We start from the raw sequence: 18,059 nt of genomic DNA, 5'->3' as shown, positions 1-18,059 counted from the left end.
AAACAAATTACTTCAAGTCTTCACGGACAAGTGGTTGGCTCATGCAGCGTGGACCACCACGGCCTCGTGACAATTCACTTGAATTGATTTCTAATACTTTGATGCCATAGCTACGAAGCAATTCGTTCGATACATAATTTCGGTTATAAGTGACTACAACACCTGGAGCGATTGCCAATGTGTTTGATCCATCATTCCATTGTTCTCGAGGTGCAACGATCTCATCTCCATTACCAGTTGGGATCAGTACAAGATCATCTAATCCAAGAGCAGCTTTCATCGTTTCGTGTAAGTTATCTGAATGAGTAATCTTGATATCATCACCATCTGGTTCGATTGTAAAGACATCCATCTTACCGTCTTTACTTTGAATTGCTGGATGGATAGTGAATTTATCGTGATCTACCATTGTAAATACGGTATCCAAATGCATCATTGCACGGTTGTTTGGAATTTTGATTGCTAACACTTTTTCAAATCCTGAATTTTTTGCGAATAGGTGGCGTGCTAATTTTTCTAAAGCTTTCGCATTAGTTCGTTGAGAAATCCCAACAGCTACTACTTTATCGCTTAAGATCAATTCGTCTCCGCCTTCGATATGATCTGGATTTTCACGATCCAACCATACTTCGATTCCTTTATTTGCAAATCTTGGATGATGTTTCAAAATATATTCTGTAAACATCGATTCACGACGACGTGCTTCAAAAGTCATCTTATTGACTGTCATCCCATTTCCCATTGATGCGGAAGGGTCGCGTGTAAAGTACAAGTTTGGCATTGGGTCCATGTAAAATGGATAGTCATCGTCTGCTGACAGATCGTATAGACTGCTAGAACGTACTTCAATATCTTTTGTACGAACCCCAGCCATGATTTTATCTACCATTTCTTGCGTTTCCATTGATAGAAGGAACTCATGAAGACCCTCTCTTACAGCATTCGATGCAATATGAGATTCATCCAACATTTTATTCAAGAATTGTTCTTTGACATTGCCTGCGTCAATCGCTTCTGCCGCTAATTTTTCCAAGTAAAGAGTCTCGACGCCTTCATTTTGCAATGTCTTTGCAAAGTTGTCATGTTCTTCTTGAGCAATCGGAAGATATGGAATATCATCGAACAACAGACGATCCATAATATCTGGTGTCAAATTTTCCACTTCTTGTCCAGGCCGTTTCAGTAAAACTGTCTTTAATTTCCCTATTTCAGAGAAAACGTGAATAGGTTTATCCATGTTGTGTTGCCTCCTTCTTTTTGATTACATGTATAGGATATCCTCCTTTTGTAATCACTTTCATAATTTTGTCTCATTCAAAATGAGACATTCCTCACATTAATATTCGATAATTAAATAATTAAACGTTTTTCTATTTTTAAGCGTAATTTATTCATTTTTTATTCTGTATACACTTTCAAAAAAATATTTATTCATTGAAAAAATTTTTTTGAATAAATTAAAAAAATAAATTATATTAGCGTTGTTAGCGTTTACTATATGTATTATTGTTGTTTTTTATACACAAATCATTCGCTTCAAAACAAATTATTCAATACCATTGTATATTTTTTACATAATAACAAATTATATTTGTAAAGTATTAAAACTTGTTTCTAATGTTGGTATGTTAAAACTTTACAAATTCTTTAAAAAAAGTGACAATAAATATAGTGAACAATAAGGAGAGGACTTTTTAATGCGTGTTAATAAAATCGATTTTCACTTTTCAAAACTCAGATATCAACCTGATTTTGAACATTTCTCGGATGAAGAGTTCCAACAGATCAAGGAACATACTGTTCTTCGTTCTTATAAAAAAGGACAGATCCTTTTCGACGATGGTGATCCCAGACAACGGTTGTATATCTTGACCAAAGGACTCGTTCGTTTAGAACGTTATGATGAAAGTGCAACTTATTACTACTATGACTATGTGAATACAAATAACCTTTTTCCTATGTCAGGAATGTTTGGAGAAGAGACCTACACTTATACAGCTCAAGCGATGACTGATATTGAAACATTCTACCTTCCTGTTTCCTACTATGAAAAATTAGCACGAAAAAATCCCGAACAGTTGATCTATATGATACAAAAAATTTCTAAAGTAGTTGAAATACATGAATTGCGTATCCAAATCGGATTGACCTCTAGCGCCTTTGACCGGGTAAAACAAAATTTATTCATTTTGAAAGAAGAATTGGGCGTACCAACAAAAGATGGTCATATCACCATTCCTTATCCGATCACCTTAAAAGAATTAGCAGTGAATAGCGGCACGACACGTGAAACTGCTGGACAAGTAATCAAACAACTACGTGATTCCGGACTGTTAGATTATGACAAAAAGCGTTTTACTTTCTGTAAGACAGCTACTACTCCAGCTATGAGAGAATAACGCGAACAAAAATAAGCAGTGACCCTGATATTTATCAGGGTCACTGCTTATTTTCCTCCCTAAAACTTCTGAAAGATCCGGCAGTTTTAGATCACTGGGCAAGACTCAAAGATTTTCTATGTGTGTTTCAGTTATGTAATATTCACTGTTTGCAAAAAATACTGATAGATTAATTAGAGGAAGCGTCTTGTCCTCATCCGACCTAGATTATTCGATATTCCTCGACAATAAACGATTAATCAGTGAGGGCAATCAGAGGAACGGATAATGATGAATAAGCTGTAAAAAATAGGGCTTTGACAAAAGCGTGTCACAGCCCTTATTTCGATTAAACGGTGTGTACCTGTCAACTCTTCGGTCACAAGTCATAATGTTCATAAACATGAGGAGCTGTTTTTTGAAATTGTTCCTTGTGAATCAGAGTTAAACGACAGGCTTACGAACTCTTGATTAAACGGCGTTCAAAAGCTTGCATACGCGGTAATAAGAACAGCCAGGTCAAAAACATGAGAAGCCGTTTTTCCTGGGCTGTTCTTATTACTTGATGCAGGGCAGATTTTTCACAACCTCTTTATTCAGATAAAACCAAGCTTGGATCAGCATTCAACTGATAGCTAGCAAAATTTCTTTTTTGCATTTCCACATGTGCTGCTGCTCCAATCATTGCAGCATTATCTCCACAAAGTCGAAGAGGGGGAATCACTAGTTCTACCTCAGGGAATTTAGTTGCCAAAGCATCCTGCAATCCTTCACGCAACCCTTGATTGGCCGCTACACCTCCAGCTACAATCAGTTGCTTGACTGGATAATTTTGACAAGCTCGAAGTGTTTTAGTAATCAATACATCGATCACACTTGCTTGAAAGCTAGCTGCTAAATCATTTTTGTCTAGATCTTCTCCACGCTGTTGTGCATTATGCACCAAATTGATAAATGCACTTTTTAATCCGCTAAAACTGAAATCATAATTATCTTCATGGATCATCGCTCGTGGAAAATGGTAATTATCTTTTCCCTGATGAGCTAGCTGATCGATTTCTTTTCCGCTTGGGTAAGAAAGACCTAATACTCTTCCAACTTTGTCATAAGCTTCTCCTGCTGCGTCATCTCTTGTCTCCCCAATGATTTCATATGATCCATCTTCTTGCATATAGACTAATTCTGTATGTCCTCCGCTAACAAGAAGTGCCATCAATGGAAACTGGAATGGTTTAACCAGACGGGCTGCATAGATATGCCCTGCCATATGGTTTACAGGAATAAGCGGCAATTGGTGTGCCCAAGCAAAAGCCTTAGCTGCAGAAATACCAATCAGCAACGAGCCGACAAGTCCTGGTCCATAAGTGACAGCGACTGCCGATAAATCTTCTGCCGACACACCAGCTTCTACCAGTGCATCTTCCAAGCATAAGGTGATTTGTTCTACGTGATGGCGGCTAGCTACTTCAGGAACTACGCCACCAAAACGTTTATGACTGTTTATTTGAGAAGCAACGATGTTAGATAAGATCTCTGTTCCATTTCTAACGACCGCTACACTCGTTTCATCACAACTTGATTCAATCGCCAGAATCAATTCTTCATTCATTTCATCGTCTCCGTTTTTAACTTTCTGCTCATAATGATCGCATCTTCCGTCGGATTGCGATAATATGATTTCCGTTTACCTAATATACGAAACTTTTCTGATTCATAAAGTTTTCTTGCTGCTTCATTAGATAGACGTACTTCTAAAAAAACATGCAGCGAATCTTTTATTTGTTCCGTAATCAGTAATTGTAACAAATGCCGTGCATGCCCTTTTCCTTGTTCTGAAACTGCAACAGCAATATTTGTGATCTCGACTTCATCTATTACTTTCGAGTATCCAATAAAGCCACAGATCTGGTTATCTTCAACTAAAAGCAGATAATCAGAGTGAGGCTGTTGGATGTCTGCCAAAAACTGCATTTTCGTCCAAGGTGAACCATGTGGATAAGCATTTTCGCTAATCACCCATACGCATTCTGCCAAGTACGCTTCATCAAAATCTTTTTTTCTGCAAATCAACTAATCTCACTCATTTTCTAAAAGTTTTATCATATCCAATGCATCTTCTTTTGTTTCAGTGTAATATCTTTTTTTGATCGTCGTTGCTTGAAAACCTAACTTCCGATAAAGTCTTTGTGCATCTTGATTACTCATACGCACTTCTAATGACATCGTCTCACAGCGATTCATTATAGCAAAGTTCTCGATTTCGTCAATAAGCAGCGAACCGATTCGTTTACGCTGATATGCCGGTCGAACGGCAATATTCGTGATATGGCAATCTAAACCGAACGCTCTTGAACCGATAAAACCAATCATTCTTCCATTATCAAAGATACCTAGATATAGATGAGGAAGCGGTGACTTCAATTCTGATATAAAGGCACTTTTTGTCCATGGCAATTCGCCATTATAGACTTCTCGTTCGACATCCAGCAGCTCTTTGATATCTTCTGTAGTCAATTCTCTTAGTACGTAACGACGATCGATTTGTTCGATTGTTTTTTCTGTATAAATCATTTTATCTTGAAAAAAGCTTCTGGCATACGCTCTAAATTTTTTCAACATAACTTTCGTCTCCAGGTGTGTGCGTCTCCAACCATTTTTCTTCTGCTTCTACCCGTTTTAAATAGCGAGGAAGAAAAGCTTGTTTCTCTGCAACTGGTTCAGCTAAAGTACCTAATTGAGCCACAGTTACACCACTTGGAATATCCCATGCTGGAACTGTATTAATCATCGCACTAGGCAATATTTCCTTTATTTCAGAGAAGAATTTGTGACAATCACTCCCGACGAAATAAATAGCTTCATTCAGCTTTTGTAGTTGTGTGAACAAATCAGAAGCAGAAATATGTACATCTTCAAGTACAGTTTCTAATCTATTTTCTTTCCAGCGGTATGCCCCAGCGTATACATTTTTTCTTCGAGCATCAAACATGGGCACAATAATATTATCCACACCGATGCAATTAGCCGCGATGGTTTTCAGACTAGATACTCCTACTAGCTCTTTATCTAATGTATAAGCAATCGTTTTTGCTGTCGTTACACCTATACGAAGCCCTGTATAAGAACCGGGACCATCAGAAACCGCGATTCGGTCAATGTCTTTTGGACTTATTTGAAGATCTGCAAACAATTGGTCGATTGCAGGCATCAGTGTTACACTGTGGTTGCGTTTGATATTTGTTTGTATTTGTCCAAGAATTTGTTCGTCTTCTACCACACCGATCGCCAAAGTTTGGTTTGCAGTATCTATTCCTAATGTAATCATATATTTGATCCTTTCTGCTATGACATTCTCGCCTTCCATTGTAGCATACTTTTTTATTCTGAGGATGAAAATACCAAAGGCAAAACTAGTACAATGATACATGATTATCTGCTGGCGGGCAAATTTTGCCCCTTCCTGAAACACAAAAAAGCTGCGGTATCACTCCATTTCCCCACAGCTTTTCCATCTTTTATTTCGTTGATTCTCGAATAATCAACTCTGTTTCCACAATAATCTTTCTTGAAACCGGTGCTTTGGAATTACTTAATTGAAGAATCGTCTCCACTGCTAGCTCTCCCATCCATTCGGTATAAACTTTTACAGTAGAAAGAGAGGGCATTACATATTTCGCTACACTGACATCATTGAAGCCCATCACAGAAATATCTTCTGGTACCACTAAACCTTTTTCTTGAATCGCTTTCAGTGCGCCAATCGCTAATGCATCATTAGCTGCAAAAAGCGCATCAGGAACATGCGGATTCGTTTTTAAATACTTCTTAACTGCTTGATATCCTGACTCGACAGAAAAATCTGCTTCGATAATTAGACCTTCGTCGTAGCCTTTTTCTGCCAAAACTTGTTGAAATGCCATAATTCTGGGATCTTTTAGCCGCTGATGGTTTTTCTTCGTATATTCTGTTCCAGCAAGCATAGCGATATGTTGCGCTTTATGGGAGACAAAGTGTTCAATGACTTTTTGAACACTTGACTTAAAGTCGACAACTAGAGAGTCGATTCCTTGAGAAGTGCCGTCAGAATCTACCAAAAGCAAGGCATTTTGGGATCCTTTCATTTCTAATAACTGAGCTTCGTCGAATTTTCCTAGTGCGATCGTTCCATCTGCCGGAAGATCACTAATGGAATCCCACGTTTCTTTCAATAAAGTAACGTTTGCTTCTTCTGCCTTTTTTTCGATTCCTAGGCGAATAGATAAATAATAAAGATCTTCAAGCTCTTCCGTATCGTCGTACCACTGGATCAGGCGAAGCGTTTGCTTAGTATTTGCTGCATTTTTACGATGTTTCGTATAATTTAAGCGTTCTGCTGCTTCAAAAATTTTTTGCTTTGTGGCTAAGCCGACGGAAAGATCAGGATCATAGTTGAGAACTCTTGAAACAGTAGCAGGAGAAACTCCTGCCAACTGCGCAATGTCTTTAATTGTTGCCATTTGTCTCTCCTCCTTTTTTACGTTTATAAAATCGCAGTAAATCGTTCAAACGCTGCCTGTCCTTTTTCATCTCGCTTGAATACTCCAGCGTCTTCCAGTACACGTGCAAAAACCTGACCTACAGATTTTTGTACGACATCGGTGACCGTATCTTTCGTCAAATCAGGATGTTCTTTTTTCAATTGTTCTGCCCACGGACGATGATATTCAGCCATCTGGTTTTCTTCTCCTAATAAGAAATGCTCTACTTCTACTAGTTCTGGTTTCAAACGAGGTGGTAAAACAGCAAGCCCCATTACTTCGATCAACCCAATGTTCTCCTTTTTGATATGTTGGACATCTTTATGTGGATGAAAAATCCCATCAGGATGTTCTTCTGAAACATTGTTGTCTCGAAGGACAAGGTCCAACTCAAAGTAATTGTCTCTTCTTCGTGCAATTGGCGTAATCGTATGGTGTGGTGTACCATCTGCTGAAAAAGCTCTGATAGATACTGTTTCATCCGAATATGCTTTCCACTTTTCCAATACTGAGTTAGCTGCTTCAATCAGCAAGTTTTTCTCTGTTGATTGCAAACGGATCACAGACATCGGCCATTTCACGACTCCTGCGATGACTTGCGGATAATCTTCTAGTTTGATAAGTTTTTCTATCGGTGCTTTTGCCATAGGAAATTCATGACGTCCTGCCTGATAATGATCATGAGAAAGAATCGATCCTCCAACAATTGGTAAGTCAGCATTCGAACCAACAAAGTAATGAGGCAAGACTTCAGTAATCCGAAGCAGTCTAGCAAATGTTTCCTTTGTGATTTTCATCGGGCGGTGTTGTTCTGATAAAATGATCGAATGTTCATTGTAATAAGCATAAGGAGAATATTGGAATCCCCAGCTTTCACCGTCTAGATTCATTCGAATAATCCGGTGATTGGTGCGGGCTGGATAGTTCAAGCGACCTCTATATCCTTCGTTTTCCATGCAAAGCATGCAGGTAGGATAGTCTACTTTTACCGCCTCGCGTTCTGCTGCGATTTGTTTTGGATCTTTTTCTGGCTTAGATAAATTGATTGTGATTTCCAGTTCACCATACTCCGACTCTGCCGGAAATTTGATGTTTTTTGCGATGGCTCTTGTTTTGATATAGTCATTTTTCTTACTTAAATTAAAGAAATACTCAGTTGCTTCCTCTGGGCTTTTCGAATAGTGCTGTGCAAAGAATGCATTGACGACTGAAGGTGGCGGTGTGAGAAAATCCATTAATTGCGCTTCAAAAATCTCTTGTTCTGCTGGCAATTCTGAAAGAACACCATTTTCTCTTGCCTTAGCGACAAGCTGATCCAATAAGTCTACAGATTCTTCCTTAACTGGTCTTACTTCAATGCTTTCTAGAGCATCTTCTCCTACCATCCCTAAAAGACGATTCTGTAAATATAAGCGGTCCATTTCCATCCATCCGCCAGCTTCGATCGCAAGTGTGGCAAAATCACAAATCGTTTGACTGATTGACATATCTCATTCCCCTATTCTTCATAACCATTTGGATGGCTGACATGCCAATCCCATGCTGTTTTGATAATTGCTTTGATATCTGTGTATTCAGGTTTCCAGCCCAGAACCTCTCTCGCTTTTTCACTTGAAGCGACTAATCGGCTAGGATCTCCAGCTCTTCTTGGTGCTATTTCTGCTGGAATTTCTTTTCCTGTCACTTCTCTAGCTGCTTCTAGCATTTCCTTGACTGAGTATCCTTTGCTGCTGCCTAAATTGAAGAAGTTGCTTTCATTTCCTTCTTTCAAGTATTCCAAAGCTAAAATATGTGCAGCAATCAAATCTTCTACTTGAACATAATCTCTGATACATGTTCCATCTGGTGTATCATAATCGTCTCCATAAACAGCCAATGCTTTTCTTTGACCAAGAGCTACTTGTAAAATGATTGGGACAAGATGCGTTTCTGGTGTATGATCTTCTCCGATAGATGCATCTGCTTTTGCTCCGGCTACATTGAAGTAGCGCAAAGCGACATAGCGCATGCCATATGCTTGGTCACACCACTTCATCATTTTTTCCATCATCAATTTACTTTCACCATACGGATTTTTAGGATTAGCTGGTGTATCTTCTGTGATTGGAGACTCTTTTGGTTCTCCGTAAGTTGCTGCAGTAGAAGAGAACACGATTTTATTCACATTGAACTCGTGCATGACTTCAAGTAAGATTTGCATACCGTATACGTTGTTGTTGAAATACATCAATGGTTTTTCGACAGATTCTCCTACTAAAGAGCTTGCAGCAAAATGGATTACTCCTTCAATCGGTTCCTTTTCAAATACGGAACGTAGAAATTCTTTATCCCGGATGTCTCCTTCATAAAAATGAGCATCTGGATGTACTGCTTGTTTGTGACCTGTGAGCAAATTATCTACCACAGCTACTTGATACCCCTTTTGAACTAGCTGGTCTACAGCGTGCGAACCGATATAACCGGCTCCGCCTAGTACTAAAATTGTCATAAAAAACACTCCTTTGATTAGTAAAATTGTGTTTGTTGATTCTATATAATTTAAAAAAACGAAGTTTACTTTTATGGTGAAAACAAACAAAGTAAAATTTCGTAAATTCATATGGTAAATTTATAATAAAACATTTAGTAAACATTTTCAAGGATTTTTTGCAAAGGTTTACAAACAAACGTAAAACTAGCCTTTTTTTCTCTTTTGTTCCATAATGGATATAACAAATAATAAATGAGGTGGATTCAATGAAAAAATTTGTATCTGGAATATTAGTAGGAAGTCTGGCAACAGCCGCTGCCGTTGCTGGTTTGGTCGCTTCTGTGAAAAAAACAGTGATCGATCCAATTGACGAAAAAGAAGCAATGATCGAAGAAAACCGTAAAAAAGCAATGCGCAAACGCGTTTCTCGTTAATAATTATTTAAAAATACGCATGAAGACTTTTGAAAGAACAGATAAGTCATCATGCGTATTTTTATTTGTCAGTCAATATAAGTTGTGCTATTTTATCTGCCTGTCTCAGATTCCATGGATCTGTATAAGGTCTAGCTGCTGCTGCAGTTAGCCAATCCACACCTTCAACAGGTATTCCATAGCAATAAAAGTCAGACTGGATTTCCCCTGAAGCATCAATCACGCGATTCGTACCTCGCTCAACATCTATAGCTTCTGAATGATAACTTCCTGTATTATCTGAAAATGAAAAAGGGCGAACAAGTTTGTTTTCCTTCAAATTTTTTATGACAGGATTACTTGAACGAGAAAAGCTTGTTTGTGGCAATCGAGCTTCAATCAAATAGCGACTGCTGATTTCTTTATCTTGTAGAGAAATAACATAGCGGTTGTGCTTTTGCTGAATATCAAGTGGCGGTTCGATCAAATGAAAAATACCCGCATCTATCAGTGCTACTAATTCTTTCGTCCGAATGACTGGCGGACCGATCGTTAAAAAGCTATTTAGATGAGTAAACCATCCCCATAGTATTTCTTTGTATTCCTTTGCAGAAAAAACGTGCCATTCAATAGCCTGCCGGATTGGATCACGCCAGTCTTTTAATGCATCAAATGTTGAAGCAAATGCTCCTGTGCAATTGCCTTTTTCCGCTTCTTTTATCTGCCCTTCAATAAATGCTCGGCTAGCTTCTGCAAAGGACTCATCCTGATAGGTAAGAGGAATTTCTAAATACGACCAATCCCATCTATAAGGGATTAGTGCTGGATGCTTTCCGAGACACTCCTCTGAAGAGAGGGAGAGAAAATCATGCTCAAAATTTTTCTTTGGAATCGGCAAATGATATTCTTCGATGATTTTCTTGTAATAAAACAACTCAACGTCTTTTTTCAGATAGTCAAAAAATGTTTCGCCAGTCAAAAATCCCGACTGATGCCATTGCTCCAGGTTTTCTTTTGTTAGTAACCGTGGCCATGCCATTGCTCCGCCTTGCTTTTGGTTTCTTCCTCGAGGGTAATAAGGGAGCCCCCTTCTTGATCCACTGTATACAATCGGTTCCTTGCCTGATGGATGATAGACAAGTTTTCCCTTTTCGTTCTCGAAGCGCCCTCCTCTTGATACTGTAAACAATCCGACATAATCAAAAAAACTTAAGCCTAGACCTCTTAAAAAGACATTTTCTTTAGGCGGTATCTTCGAAAGATCGACATCTGCAGGATTAGAAGGAAGCTGATACAGTAAATCATTTTTCTTTGCGTAGTCTACCCACACTCTTTCTTCTTCTGTCTCATCATTTTCCCAGTGACCGCTTGCTAAAACAAGCTGATCGATAGAATAGCTTTGCTGATCTGTCTGTAAAAGATAACCATCTTTTCTTTTGCTGACTTTTTTTACTAAAGAATAAACAAACTGAATAGAAGCTGGAAATTCTTCTTGCAACTTTGAGAAAAACCAGCGTTGATAGAGTCCGTATAAACATCGAGTAGATTGCTGATCTTTTTCCAGACGATTGATTTCTTCTATAATTAGTTGCTTATTTTTGGTTACCGTCTGTTCGATATAATCTGTAGCAGGTCCTTTACTCCATTGAAACAAGTTGGGTCCCTGTGTTACCAATCCTCCACTGGACAATGTTTCATCTGTAAAAAGCGTCACTTGTTGAGAAACAGAATTCATTAATAACTCCGGTGGCTGATTCAACCGCCAAACTCGACCTCCAGGACCATTGGGATCGAAAAGAAAAAGTTCAAGAGAATGTCTGCCCTGATTATTATGGAGAATCCTTTCTGCTACACTTAATCCTCTAGGTCCGGCACCAATGATCCCTATTTTCATTTGCATGCCTCCATTTCGATAAATTTTTTCAATAAAACAGCATGGTTCTGATGTTCATTTTTTGCACCATAAACAAAAGTAATGACTGGATGTTCTTTCATAAGTTGACTGAGTTTAAGAATAGCTTGCTTCTTTTCTTCTTCGAAAATCAATTCTTGCTGGTATTTCTTTGCAAATGAAGCAAATCGTTCTGGTACATGGTCAAAAGTTTTGCGTGCTTCATTACTAGGTGCAATTTCTTTCAACCACAGATCTAACTGCGCTTTTTCTTTTGAAATTCCTCGGGGCCAGAACCTATCCACGAGTATTCTATAGCCATCCTCTTTTTCAGCATCAAGGTAAACACGTTTTAATTTGATCATAGTTGTTTCCTTCTTTCTGCCTTTTCGCTTAGCTTATATATGTAGATAATAGCACAAAATAAAAAAAATGAACGGCACAACTATCCATTGCGCCGTTCATGTGATCTTGGTCAAAATCTAATGATTGATTCGGTTTTTAAAGCTGTCATACAATCATCTGTTTTATACTTTTTTACTTTTGATTTTTCCAGACCATCCGTCATATCCACCCTTAAGTAAATAAATCTCTTGATAACCTGCTTTACGTAATTTATTTGCTGTACGGATGCTCAAACTTTTCTTTTGATCGTAAATATAAACAGGCTGGTCTTTTCGAATAGATCCTAATGAATCTTTCAAAACAGTGTAAGGGATGTTTCTTGCACCTAAAATATGCCCAGCATCAAACACATCTTTTTCGCGAACATCGATTACTTGTGCTTTTCTCATTCCTTCTCGAAATTCTTCTTCTGTCAAAGTCGTTGCCGAACGCTTGGCCATTACTCGTAGATAGACTTCCCAAAAGATGATTGCAAGCACAATCAATAGCAAAATGATATTAATTACCCATAAAACCATGTAATGCCTCCGTTTTTTTAAGCAAATTTCAAGGCTAATGAGGCAGCGCCAATGACACCAGCTTCATTTCCAAGCTCTGCTAATTTGATTTTTGTTGATTCTCTTACTTGCGGGAAAGTAAATTCTTTAAAATATTTCTCTACACGGCTGCGTAAAAATTCTCCTGCTGCCGATACTCCTCCACCTAACACAATACTTGACGGATTCAATGTATTCCCCAAGTTGGCGCAAGCTAAACCTAAGTAGAAGCATACGCGATCAACAACCATCAATGCAAACGGATCGTCTTCTTGAGCCATTTCAAAGATATCTTTACTTGTTACTTCTTCACCGTTGTCTAACATTGCTTTCAGTTTTGAATCTCCTGCGTATTCTTCTGCCAAGTAACGACCTAGACGTACCACACCAGTAGCGCTAGACACAGTTTCTAAACATCCGCGTTTACCGCAAGTACATTCGAACCCTTCAGGATCCACAGTGATATGGCCGATCTCTCCGCCTGCTCCGCTCACGCCGTGAATCAAATTTCCGCCAGCAACGATACCACCGCCAACACCTGTTCCTAGAGTAACGAATACAACGTCTGGATCGTTTTCTCCAGCACCTTTCCATCGTTCACCTAAAGCAGCAACATTCGCATCATTATCGATAGCGAATTTGATTCCTGTTCCTGCCTCGATCAGTTTTTTCACAAATTGAACTTCTGTCCAGTTTAAGTTATACGCACCAATAACCGTTCCAGCTTCGCTGTCCACGCTTCCTGGGGTACCCATGCCGATTCCGATAAAGTCTTCGGCTTTCATATTATATAAATTCAAACGATGGTTGATTGATTCAATGATTTCAGGAACGATATGCTTACCATCATCCAAAATATTGGTATCGATGCTCCATTTTTGTTGAATCTCTCCTTCTGGTGTTAAAATTGCAAATTTTGCTGTTGTTCCACCTAAATCAATCCCAATAATCTTCTTGTCCATTACAAATTTCCTTTCTTTCGGCTTTCTTCAATTCGGTGCTCTCTTTTTAATATGCGCCACGCTGTCATGTATGTATCATGATCAATCAAACGGCTATCATACAGATTACGCAATTCGATAGTCATTAATTCAATGTCATAGATGCGTGCACCCACATAGATAAAGATGCCAAATTTTTTGAACAGCTGCTGTACATCATATAAGCTCTCCATCTTTAAGCACTTCCTTCATATTATACAAGTAAACCATATTTTTTTAAACCCAGTAAAATACATATTACAAAAAGAAATACAAAAACTAGTGTAGAAAGAATCCTTTGGTGTATCGAATAGCTTGTCTGTTGTTTCGGTAGACCCAAAACATTCCCTAACACTAATCCGCCAATTAGCCCACCGACATGTCCCCAAACATCTACAGAGGTATCCAGAAGACCAAAAACAAATGTCAACACAATAAATAAAAGAAAATGTCTGACTAGCTGCTGGATCGCTGGGTTATGTTTAAAATGAAACCCTAAGATAAACAACGCACCGAACAAACCGAATATCGAAGTACTCGCACCACCAGACAGAACATTCGCTTCGTTAAAAGCAAAGCTTGCTGTATTTCCCATTATCCCGCTGAACATATAAATCAAGAAAAAACGCCAATGGCCATAGATTGCCTCGATTTGCTGCCCCATAAAATACAATATCAGTGAGTTCATTACGAAATGCATCAGTCCAAAATGGATGAAGATTGGTGTCACTAAACGCCACCATTCATTGAAGTGAACAAGATAAGGACCATACATTCCGGCATAATAAGGGATCTCAAGTCGCGGAAATAATTCCATCATGAGGAAGACCGCTGTCTGTATCCCTAAAAAAGCATAGGTCCATAACGGTCGTCTTAACCATGCACGCAATTTTATTTGCTGTTGATAATTCATGAAAACCTCCCATTTCATTTTAGTCAATAAACAATTGTTGGATCTTCTGATCAAAGCTCTCCGGTTGCCATTGTTCATTCAATTGTTCACGAAAAACAAGGCTACATGTTTTTTTATGAAAATTATTTAAATACCGGTCGTAATAACCACCGCCAAAACCGATTCGATAACCGGCTCTATTGTAGATAATACCTGGTACAATGAGGAGATCGATCATCTCCGGCAAATAGAGCTTCTCTGATTGTGGCTCAAGAACACCAAAACTCGAACGTACAAGAACGGACTGTTCATCCATTTCATAAAACGCCATCTGACGTTTCGGCAAAGTTTTAGGTACAACTATTTTCTTTTGTTCTTTTTCTGCTCGTTGGATAACCGGCTGTGTATCCAGTTCAAATTCATTCGATAAAGTCGTCCCTATCACTTTTGCTGACTTCCAGTACTCGCTGGCGAATAGCTGTTTATAGATTCGCTGTTCTTTTTCCTTTTTCTTGCCACTTTTGGCCAGATTTTTCAGCTTTTCGATTCCTTTCCGGCGTAATATTACTTTCAATTGGTCCAAAAACTCACCCTTCCTTCTCTCATAAAATGGTATAGGAAAAAAAGAAAAATAGCAATCGAACTTTCAAATAAATGCATAAATAGAATAAAAAGAAGACCTAGAAATGATTGGCCTTCCTTTTTTAATGAATTTCAACTGTTCAGCGCGTGTTTTTGTCTGATAAAAAGTGCATACAGAAAATATGGCGCACCAAAAAGGGCAATCAAAATTCCTGTAGGTACTTCCCCACTTGGTAGAATCACTCTAGCAACCATATCTGCACTAAGTACAAAAATGGAACCGAACAAACCGCTCAGAACAAAGGTCCAGTTATTTTCTTTACGTACGACTAGCTTCGCAGCATGAGGAGCTAGTAGTCCTACAAAAGATAAACTACCTGTCACCGCTACACTACCGCTTGCCAAAGCAACAGCTAACAACAAAAGGATTTTTTGACTTTTAGCCACGTTAAGGCCTAATCCTTGCGCGCGTTCTTGACCAAATGATAGCAATCCAATCCTCTGTGCATAAAGTCCTCCTAGCGGAATTAAGATAACCGCCCATGGAAGCAATGCCCAAACATAAGGCCAGCTCGCACCCCAGATTGATCCCGCTAACCATGCATTCACAAATCCATAATTTTCCTTAGATAATTGGATCGTGCATAGCAATGTTAATGCAGAAAGGCCGGCATTAACGGCAATACCGGACAATAAGATTCGATTCATACCCAAAAAGCCATTTCGATCATAGGCCGCAAGATAGACACAGCAAGCAGCTAAAACACCACCTAGAAAGGCTACAACTAGCAATAGAAACGGCAGCGAATAGTGCGAAAAGAAACCTAAATAAAGCATCACTAAAAATCCTGCTCCGGCATTAATGCCCAATATACTAGAATCTGCCAATTCATTTCTTGTTACTCCTTGCAAGATATAACCAGAAACGCCAAGACAAGCTCCTGCTAATAAACTGATCAGTAATCGAGGAACTCGAAATTCTCTAACAATCAGCGCCAAAGAAGATGATTCTTTCCCTATGAACGTGGCAAAAAGCTGATCCAGGTAAATAAAAGGCGTACCAATCATTAAACTACCTATAGACAGGATGACAAGTACAAAAAGCAAGAAATAAAACGTCCAATATATTTTTTTCACCGTTGTTCCCTCCTTACTTGTATCAGTAAAAACGGAACGCCAATCAATGCAATGACTAATCCAAAAGGTGTTTCAAAAGGGGGATTGATCATCCTCGCTGTAAAATCCGCCAACATAACCAATCCACCGCCAACTAAAAAAGAGACAGGTAGAACATAACGATAGTCCGTTCCAACCATTCCACGAACAACTGGCGGAACCAACAGTCCAATAAAGGAGACTGGACCGACTAACGAAACTGCTATGGCTGCCAACACTGCGACTAGACAGAAAACAATCAACCGCGTTCGTTTAGGATGACTTCCAAGAGCTAATGCATGTGTTTCACTCAAATGAATCAAAGATATTGCTTTTCCTAATGAAAAAGAAACCAAAACAGCAAGTATATATAAAGGAAACAATACTGCTAATTGTTTCCATGTGATATTGGCAGCTCCGCCTACAAACCAAAAAGCAAGATCCTGCTGCAGATTAAAGAATTGGGTAAGTGCTTGGCTGATAGCAGTAAAAAAAGAACTAATAGCTACGCCAGCTAAAATCAGCTGTAAAGGATTCATGCCCATTTTCGAAAACTGCAAAAAACCAAATACGAGCAAAGTTACAGCAAAAGAACCTGCCAATGACATTAGAAACACAGAAAAATCAGAAGCTTTAGGCCAAAAAGCAAAACTAAGGGCCATTGCCAACGAAGCACCCGCGTTGATTCCTAGTAAGCCTGAATCTGCTAAAGGATTTCTTGTCACTCCTTGCATCAATGCACCGCTCAATGCAAAACAACTCCCTACAAGAAATGCTCCCGCCACACGAGGCAAACGAATATTTCGTATGATTTGGTGACTTTGTTTTGATCTATCAAAATCAAACAACGCCTGCCAAAAATCTGCTTTTCCCACAGTCGCTGCGCCATTTGAAAGAGCAACAAAAAAAATAATCAAAAGAACAAAACAGACCAAAAGCAGGAGTCTATTTTTCTTCATAGTCCTCATAATTGATCCTCCTGCTCTTTTGGCAACAAATCATAGGTTAGAAAAACTGGTTTATTTGTTCTTGGAAGCGTGACAATCGTTGCATCAATCTCAAATATTTTTTTCATACACTCTTTTGTGATCACTTCTTCAGGTGTACCTTCTGTGATCAACTTACCGTTTTTCATTGCTAATAAATAATCTGAAAAACGTGAAGCATGATTAATGTCATGAATCGACATCAAGATCGTTGTTTGTTTCATTTGATTGATTTCAGTCAATAACTGTAGGATCTCTAATTGGTGTGCCGGATCTAAAAATGTTGTCGGTTCATCCAAGATCAAGATATCTGTTTCCTGAGCAAGCGCCATAGCGATCCAGACACGCTGGGTTTGTCCACCAGACAGCGTTGCGATATCCCGCATACGAAATCCAGCTAGACCTGTAGCATCCAACGCCCACTCGATTGCTTCATGATCTTGCGTGTCCATGCCACTGAACAGTTTTTGATAAGGGTATCGTCCGTAAGATACTACTTCTTCTACTGTCATACCTGTAGGGTGTTCACTAGTTTGTGCTAATAATGCAATTTTTTTTGCAAGTTCTTTTGAACTGTATGTAGAGATATCAGAGTTATTGACAATGATCTTTCCTGATTTCACAGGTAGTATACGGGTAAAACTTTTCAATAAAGTAGATTTTCCACTTCCATTTGGCCCAATCAAACTCGTGATTTTCCCTTCAGGAATCGTAACAGACATGTTTTCAATGATTTTTTTGTTTTCGTAGCCGGCTGCAATGTCAGCTGCTCTTAATCTCGTCATTTCACCCATCCTTTCGCTGAAAATCATTCTCAATTATGACGCTGTTTCAACATTTCGTCAAGCGCTACT

General features: G+C 38.8%; 20 protein-coding genes. 2 read left to right on the top strand and 18 right to left on the bottom strand.

From position 1 onward, the window contains the following. Window positions 1-7: 7 nt before the first annotated feature. A complete protein-coding gene (gene arcA, locus IGL31_RS05065) occupies window positions 8-1,237 on the bottom strand; it encodes an arginine deiminase (RefSeq protein ID WP_002288439.1) in 1,230 nt (409 codons plus the stop codon). Between the two features lie 460 nt (window positions 1,238-1,697). On the opposite strand from arcA, the gene IGL31_RS05060 reads away from it, so the two are divergent. Beyond that, window positions 1,698-2,399: a Crp/Fnr family transcriptional regulator gene (locus IGL31_RS05060; protein WP_002288442.1), complete on the top strand. Its 702-nt coding sequence runs from the start codon at window positions 1,698-1,700 to the stop codon at window positions 2,397-2,399. A gap of 571 nt (window positions 2,400-2,970) precedes the next feature. Here IGL31_RS05060 and tsaD read toward each other — a convergent pair. The 7 genes from tsaD to galE all read right to left on the bottom strand — a co-directional run bounded on the left by tsaD (window position 2,971) and on the right by galE (window position 9,383). Then, entirely contained in the window at window positions 2,971-3,987 is a 1,017-nt protein-coding gene (gene tsaD, locus IGL31_RS05055) for a tRNA (adenosine(37)-N6)-threonylcarbamoyltransferase complex transferase subunit TsaD (protein ID WP_002317795.1), read from the bottom strand. Next, the gene (rimI, locus tag IGL31_RS05050; protein WP_002306425.1) at window positions 3,984-4,448 is read right to left on the bottom strand and encodes a ribosomal protein S18-alanine N-acetyltransferase; all 465 of its coding nucleotides are present in this window, start codon (window positions 4,446-4,448) and stop codon (window positions 3,984-3,986) included. Before rimI (IGL31_RS05050) ends, tsaD begins: the two co-directional genes overlap by 4 nt. Before the next feature lie 6 nt (window positions 4,449-4,454). Further along, entirely contained in the window at window positions 4,455-4,997 is a 543-nt protein-coding gene (gene rimI, locus IGL31_RS05045; protein WP_002293890.1) for a ribosomal protein S18-alanine N-acetyltransferase, read from the bottom strand. Next, window positions 4,981-5,703: a tRNA (adenosine(37)-N6)-threonylcarbamoyltransferase complex dimerization subunit type 1 TsaB gene (gene tsaB / locus IGL31_RS05040; RefSeq protein WP_218776279.1), complete on the bottom strand. Its 723-nt coding sequence runs from the start codon at window positions 5,701-5,703 to the stop codon at window positions 4,981-4,983. The genes rimI (IGL31_RS05045) and tsaB overlap by 17 nt, the downstream gene beginning before the upstream one ends. Before the next feature lie 190 nt (window positions 5,704-5,893). Next, on the bottom strand, window positions 5,894-6,874 hold the full coding sequence (locus IGL31_RS05035) for a LacI family DNA-binding transcriptional regulator (RefSeq protein ID WP_086300008.1): 981 nt from the start codon (window positions 6,872-6,874) through the stop codon (window positions 5,894-5,896). Between the two features lie 23 nt (window positions 6,875-6,897). Continuing rightward, complete coding sequence (galT, locus tag IGL31_RS05030) at window positions 6,898-8,382, bottom strand: UDP-glucose--hexose-1-phosphate uridylyltransferase (RefSeq protein ID WP_002288451.1); 1,485 nt, start codon at window positions 8,380-8,382, stop codon at window positions 6,898-6,900. A gap of 11 nt (window positions 8,383-8,393) precedes the next feature. Next, window positions 8,394-9,383 (bottom strand): UDP-glucose 4-epimerase GalE, encoded by a 990-nt coding sequence (gene galE, locus IGL31_RS05025; RefSeq protein ID WP_002293897.1) that lies wholly within the window; start codon window positions 9,381-9,383, stop codon window positions 8,394-8,396. Window positions 9,384-9,631: 248 nt separating this feature from the next. On the opposite strand from galE, the gene IGL31_RS05020 reads away from it, so the two are divergent. After that, on the top strand, window positions 9,632-9,799 hold the full coding sequence (locus IGL31_RS05020; RefSeq protein WP_002288457.1) for a DUF3042 family protein: 168 nt from the start codon (window positions 9,632-9,634) through the stop codon (window positions 9,797-9,799). Between the two features lie 61 nt (window positions 9,800-9,860). Here the strand turns inward: IGL31_RS05020 and IGL31_RS05015 are convergent, their stop codons facing one another. The 10 genes from IGL31_RS05015 to IGL31_RS04970 all read right to left on the bottom strand — a co-directional run bounded on the left by IGL31_RS05015 (window position 9,861) and on the right by IGL31_RS04970 (window position 17,990). Then, complete coding sequence (locus IGL31_RS05015) at window positions 9,861-11,672, bottom strand: FAD/NAD(P)-binding protein (protein WP_086300007.1); 1,812 nt, start codon at window positions 11,670-11,672, stop codon at window positions 9,861-9,863. Next, window positions 11,669-12,034 (bottom strand): DUF488 domain-containing protein, encoded by a 366-nt coding sequence (locus IGL31_RS05010; protein WP_002330097.1) that lies wholly within the window; start codon window positions 12,032-12,034, stop codon window positions 11,669-11,671. The genes IGL31_RS05015 and IGL31_RS05010 overlap by 4 nt, the downstream gene beginning before the upstream one ends. Window positions 12,035-12,196: 162 nt before the next feature. After that, the gene (locus IGL31_RS05005) at window positions 12,197-12,592 is read right to left on the bottom strand and encodes a rhodanese-like domain-containing protein (protein WP_002293900.1); all 396 of its coding nucleotides are present in this window, start codon (window positions 12,590-12,592) and stop codon (window positions 12,197-12,199) included. A 17-nt stretch (window positions 12,593-12,609) separates the two neighbouring features. Further along, window positions 12,610-13,572 carry an ROK family glucokinase gene (locus tag IGL31_RS05000; protein ID WP_002293901.1) on the bottom strand — a complete coding sequence of 321 codons (963 nt, stop codon included), beginning with the start codon at window positions 13,570-13,572 and terminating at the stop codon, window positions 12,610-12,612. Continuing rightward, window positions 13,572-13,784 (bottom strand): YqgQ family protein, encoded by a 213-nt coding sequence (locus IGL31_RS04995; protein WP_002293902.1) that lies wholly within the window; start codon window positions 13,782-13,784, stop codon window positions 13,572-13,574. The genes IGL31_RS05000 and IGL31_RS04995 overlap by 1 nt, the downstream gene beginning before the upstream one ends. A 20-nt stretch (window positions 13,785-13,804) precedes the next feature. Continuing rightward, complete coding sequence (locus IGL31_RS04990; protein ID WP_002289885.1) at window positions 13,805-14,503, bottom strand: rhomboid family intramembrane serine protease; 699 nt, start codon at window positions 14,501-14,503, stop codon at window positions 13,805-13,807. Between the two features lie 19 nt (window positions 14,504-14,522). Continuing rightward, complete coding sequence (locus tag IGL31_RS04985) at window positions 14,523-15,065, bottom strand: 5-formyltetrahydrofolate cyclo-ligase (RefSeq protein ID WP_049142477.1); 543 nt, start codon at window positions 15,063-15,065, stop codon at window positions 14,523-14,525. 131 nt (window positions 15,066-15,196) lie between these two features. Continuing rightward, entirely contained in the window at window positions 15,197-16,201 is a 1,005-nt protein-coding gene (locus tag IGL31_RS04980) for a FecCD family ABC transporter permease (protein WP_002293903.1), read from the bottom strand. Continuing rightward, window positions 16,198-17,187 carry a FecCD family ABC transporter permease gene (locus tag IGL31_RS04975; RefSeq protein WP_002293904.1) on the bottom strand — a complete coding sequence of 330 codons (990 nt, stop codon included), beginning with the start codon at window positions 17,185-17,187 and terminating at the stop codon, window positions 16,198-16,200. Before IGL31_RS04975 ends, IGL31_RS04980 begins: the two co-directional genes overlap by 4 nt. After that, entirely contained in the window at window positions 17,184-17,990 is an 807-nt protein-coding gene (locus IGL31_RS04970; protein WP_002293905.1) for an ABC transporter ATP-binding protein, read from the bottom strand. Before IGL31_RS04970 ends, IGL31_RS04975 begins: the two co-directional genes overlap by 4 nt. Between the last annotated feature and the right edge of the window lie 69 nt (window positions 17,991-18,059).

It is taken from the genome of Enterococcus sp. MSG3290, assembly GCF_050555565.1.
In the GTDB taxonomy this organism is placed as follows: Bacteria; Bacillota; Bacilli; order Lactobacillales; family Enterococcaceae; genus Enterococcus_B; species Enterococcus_B faecium.
Note: the sequence above shows the minus strand (reverse complement) of the source record. Positions and strands in the feature narration are given on the sequence as shown.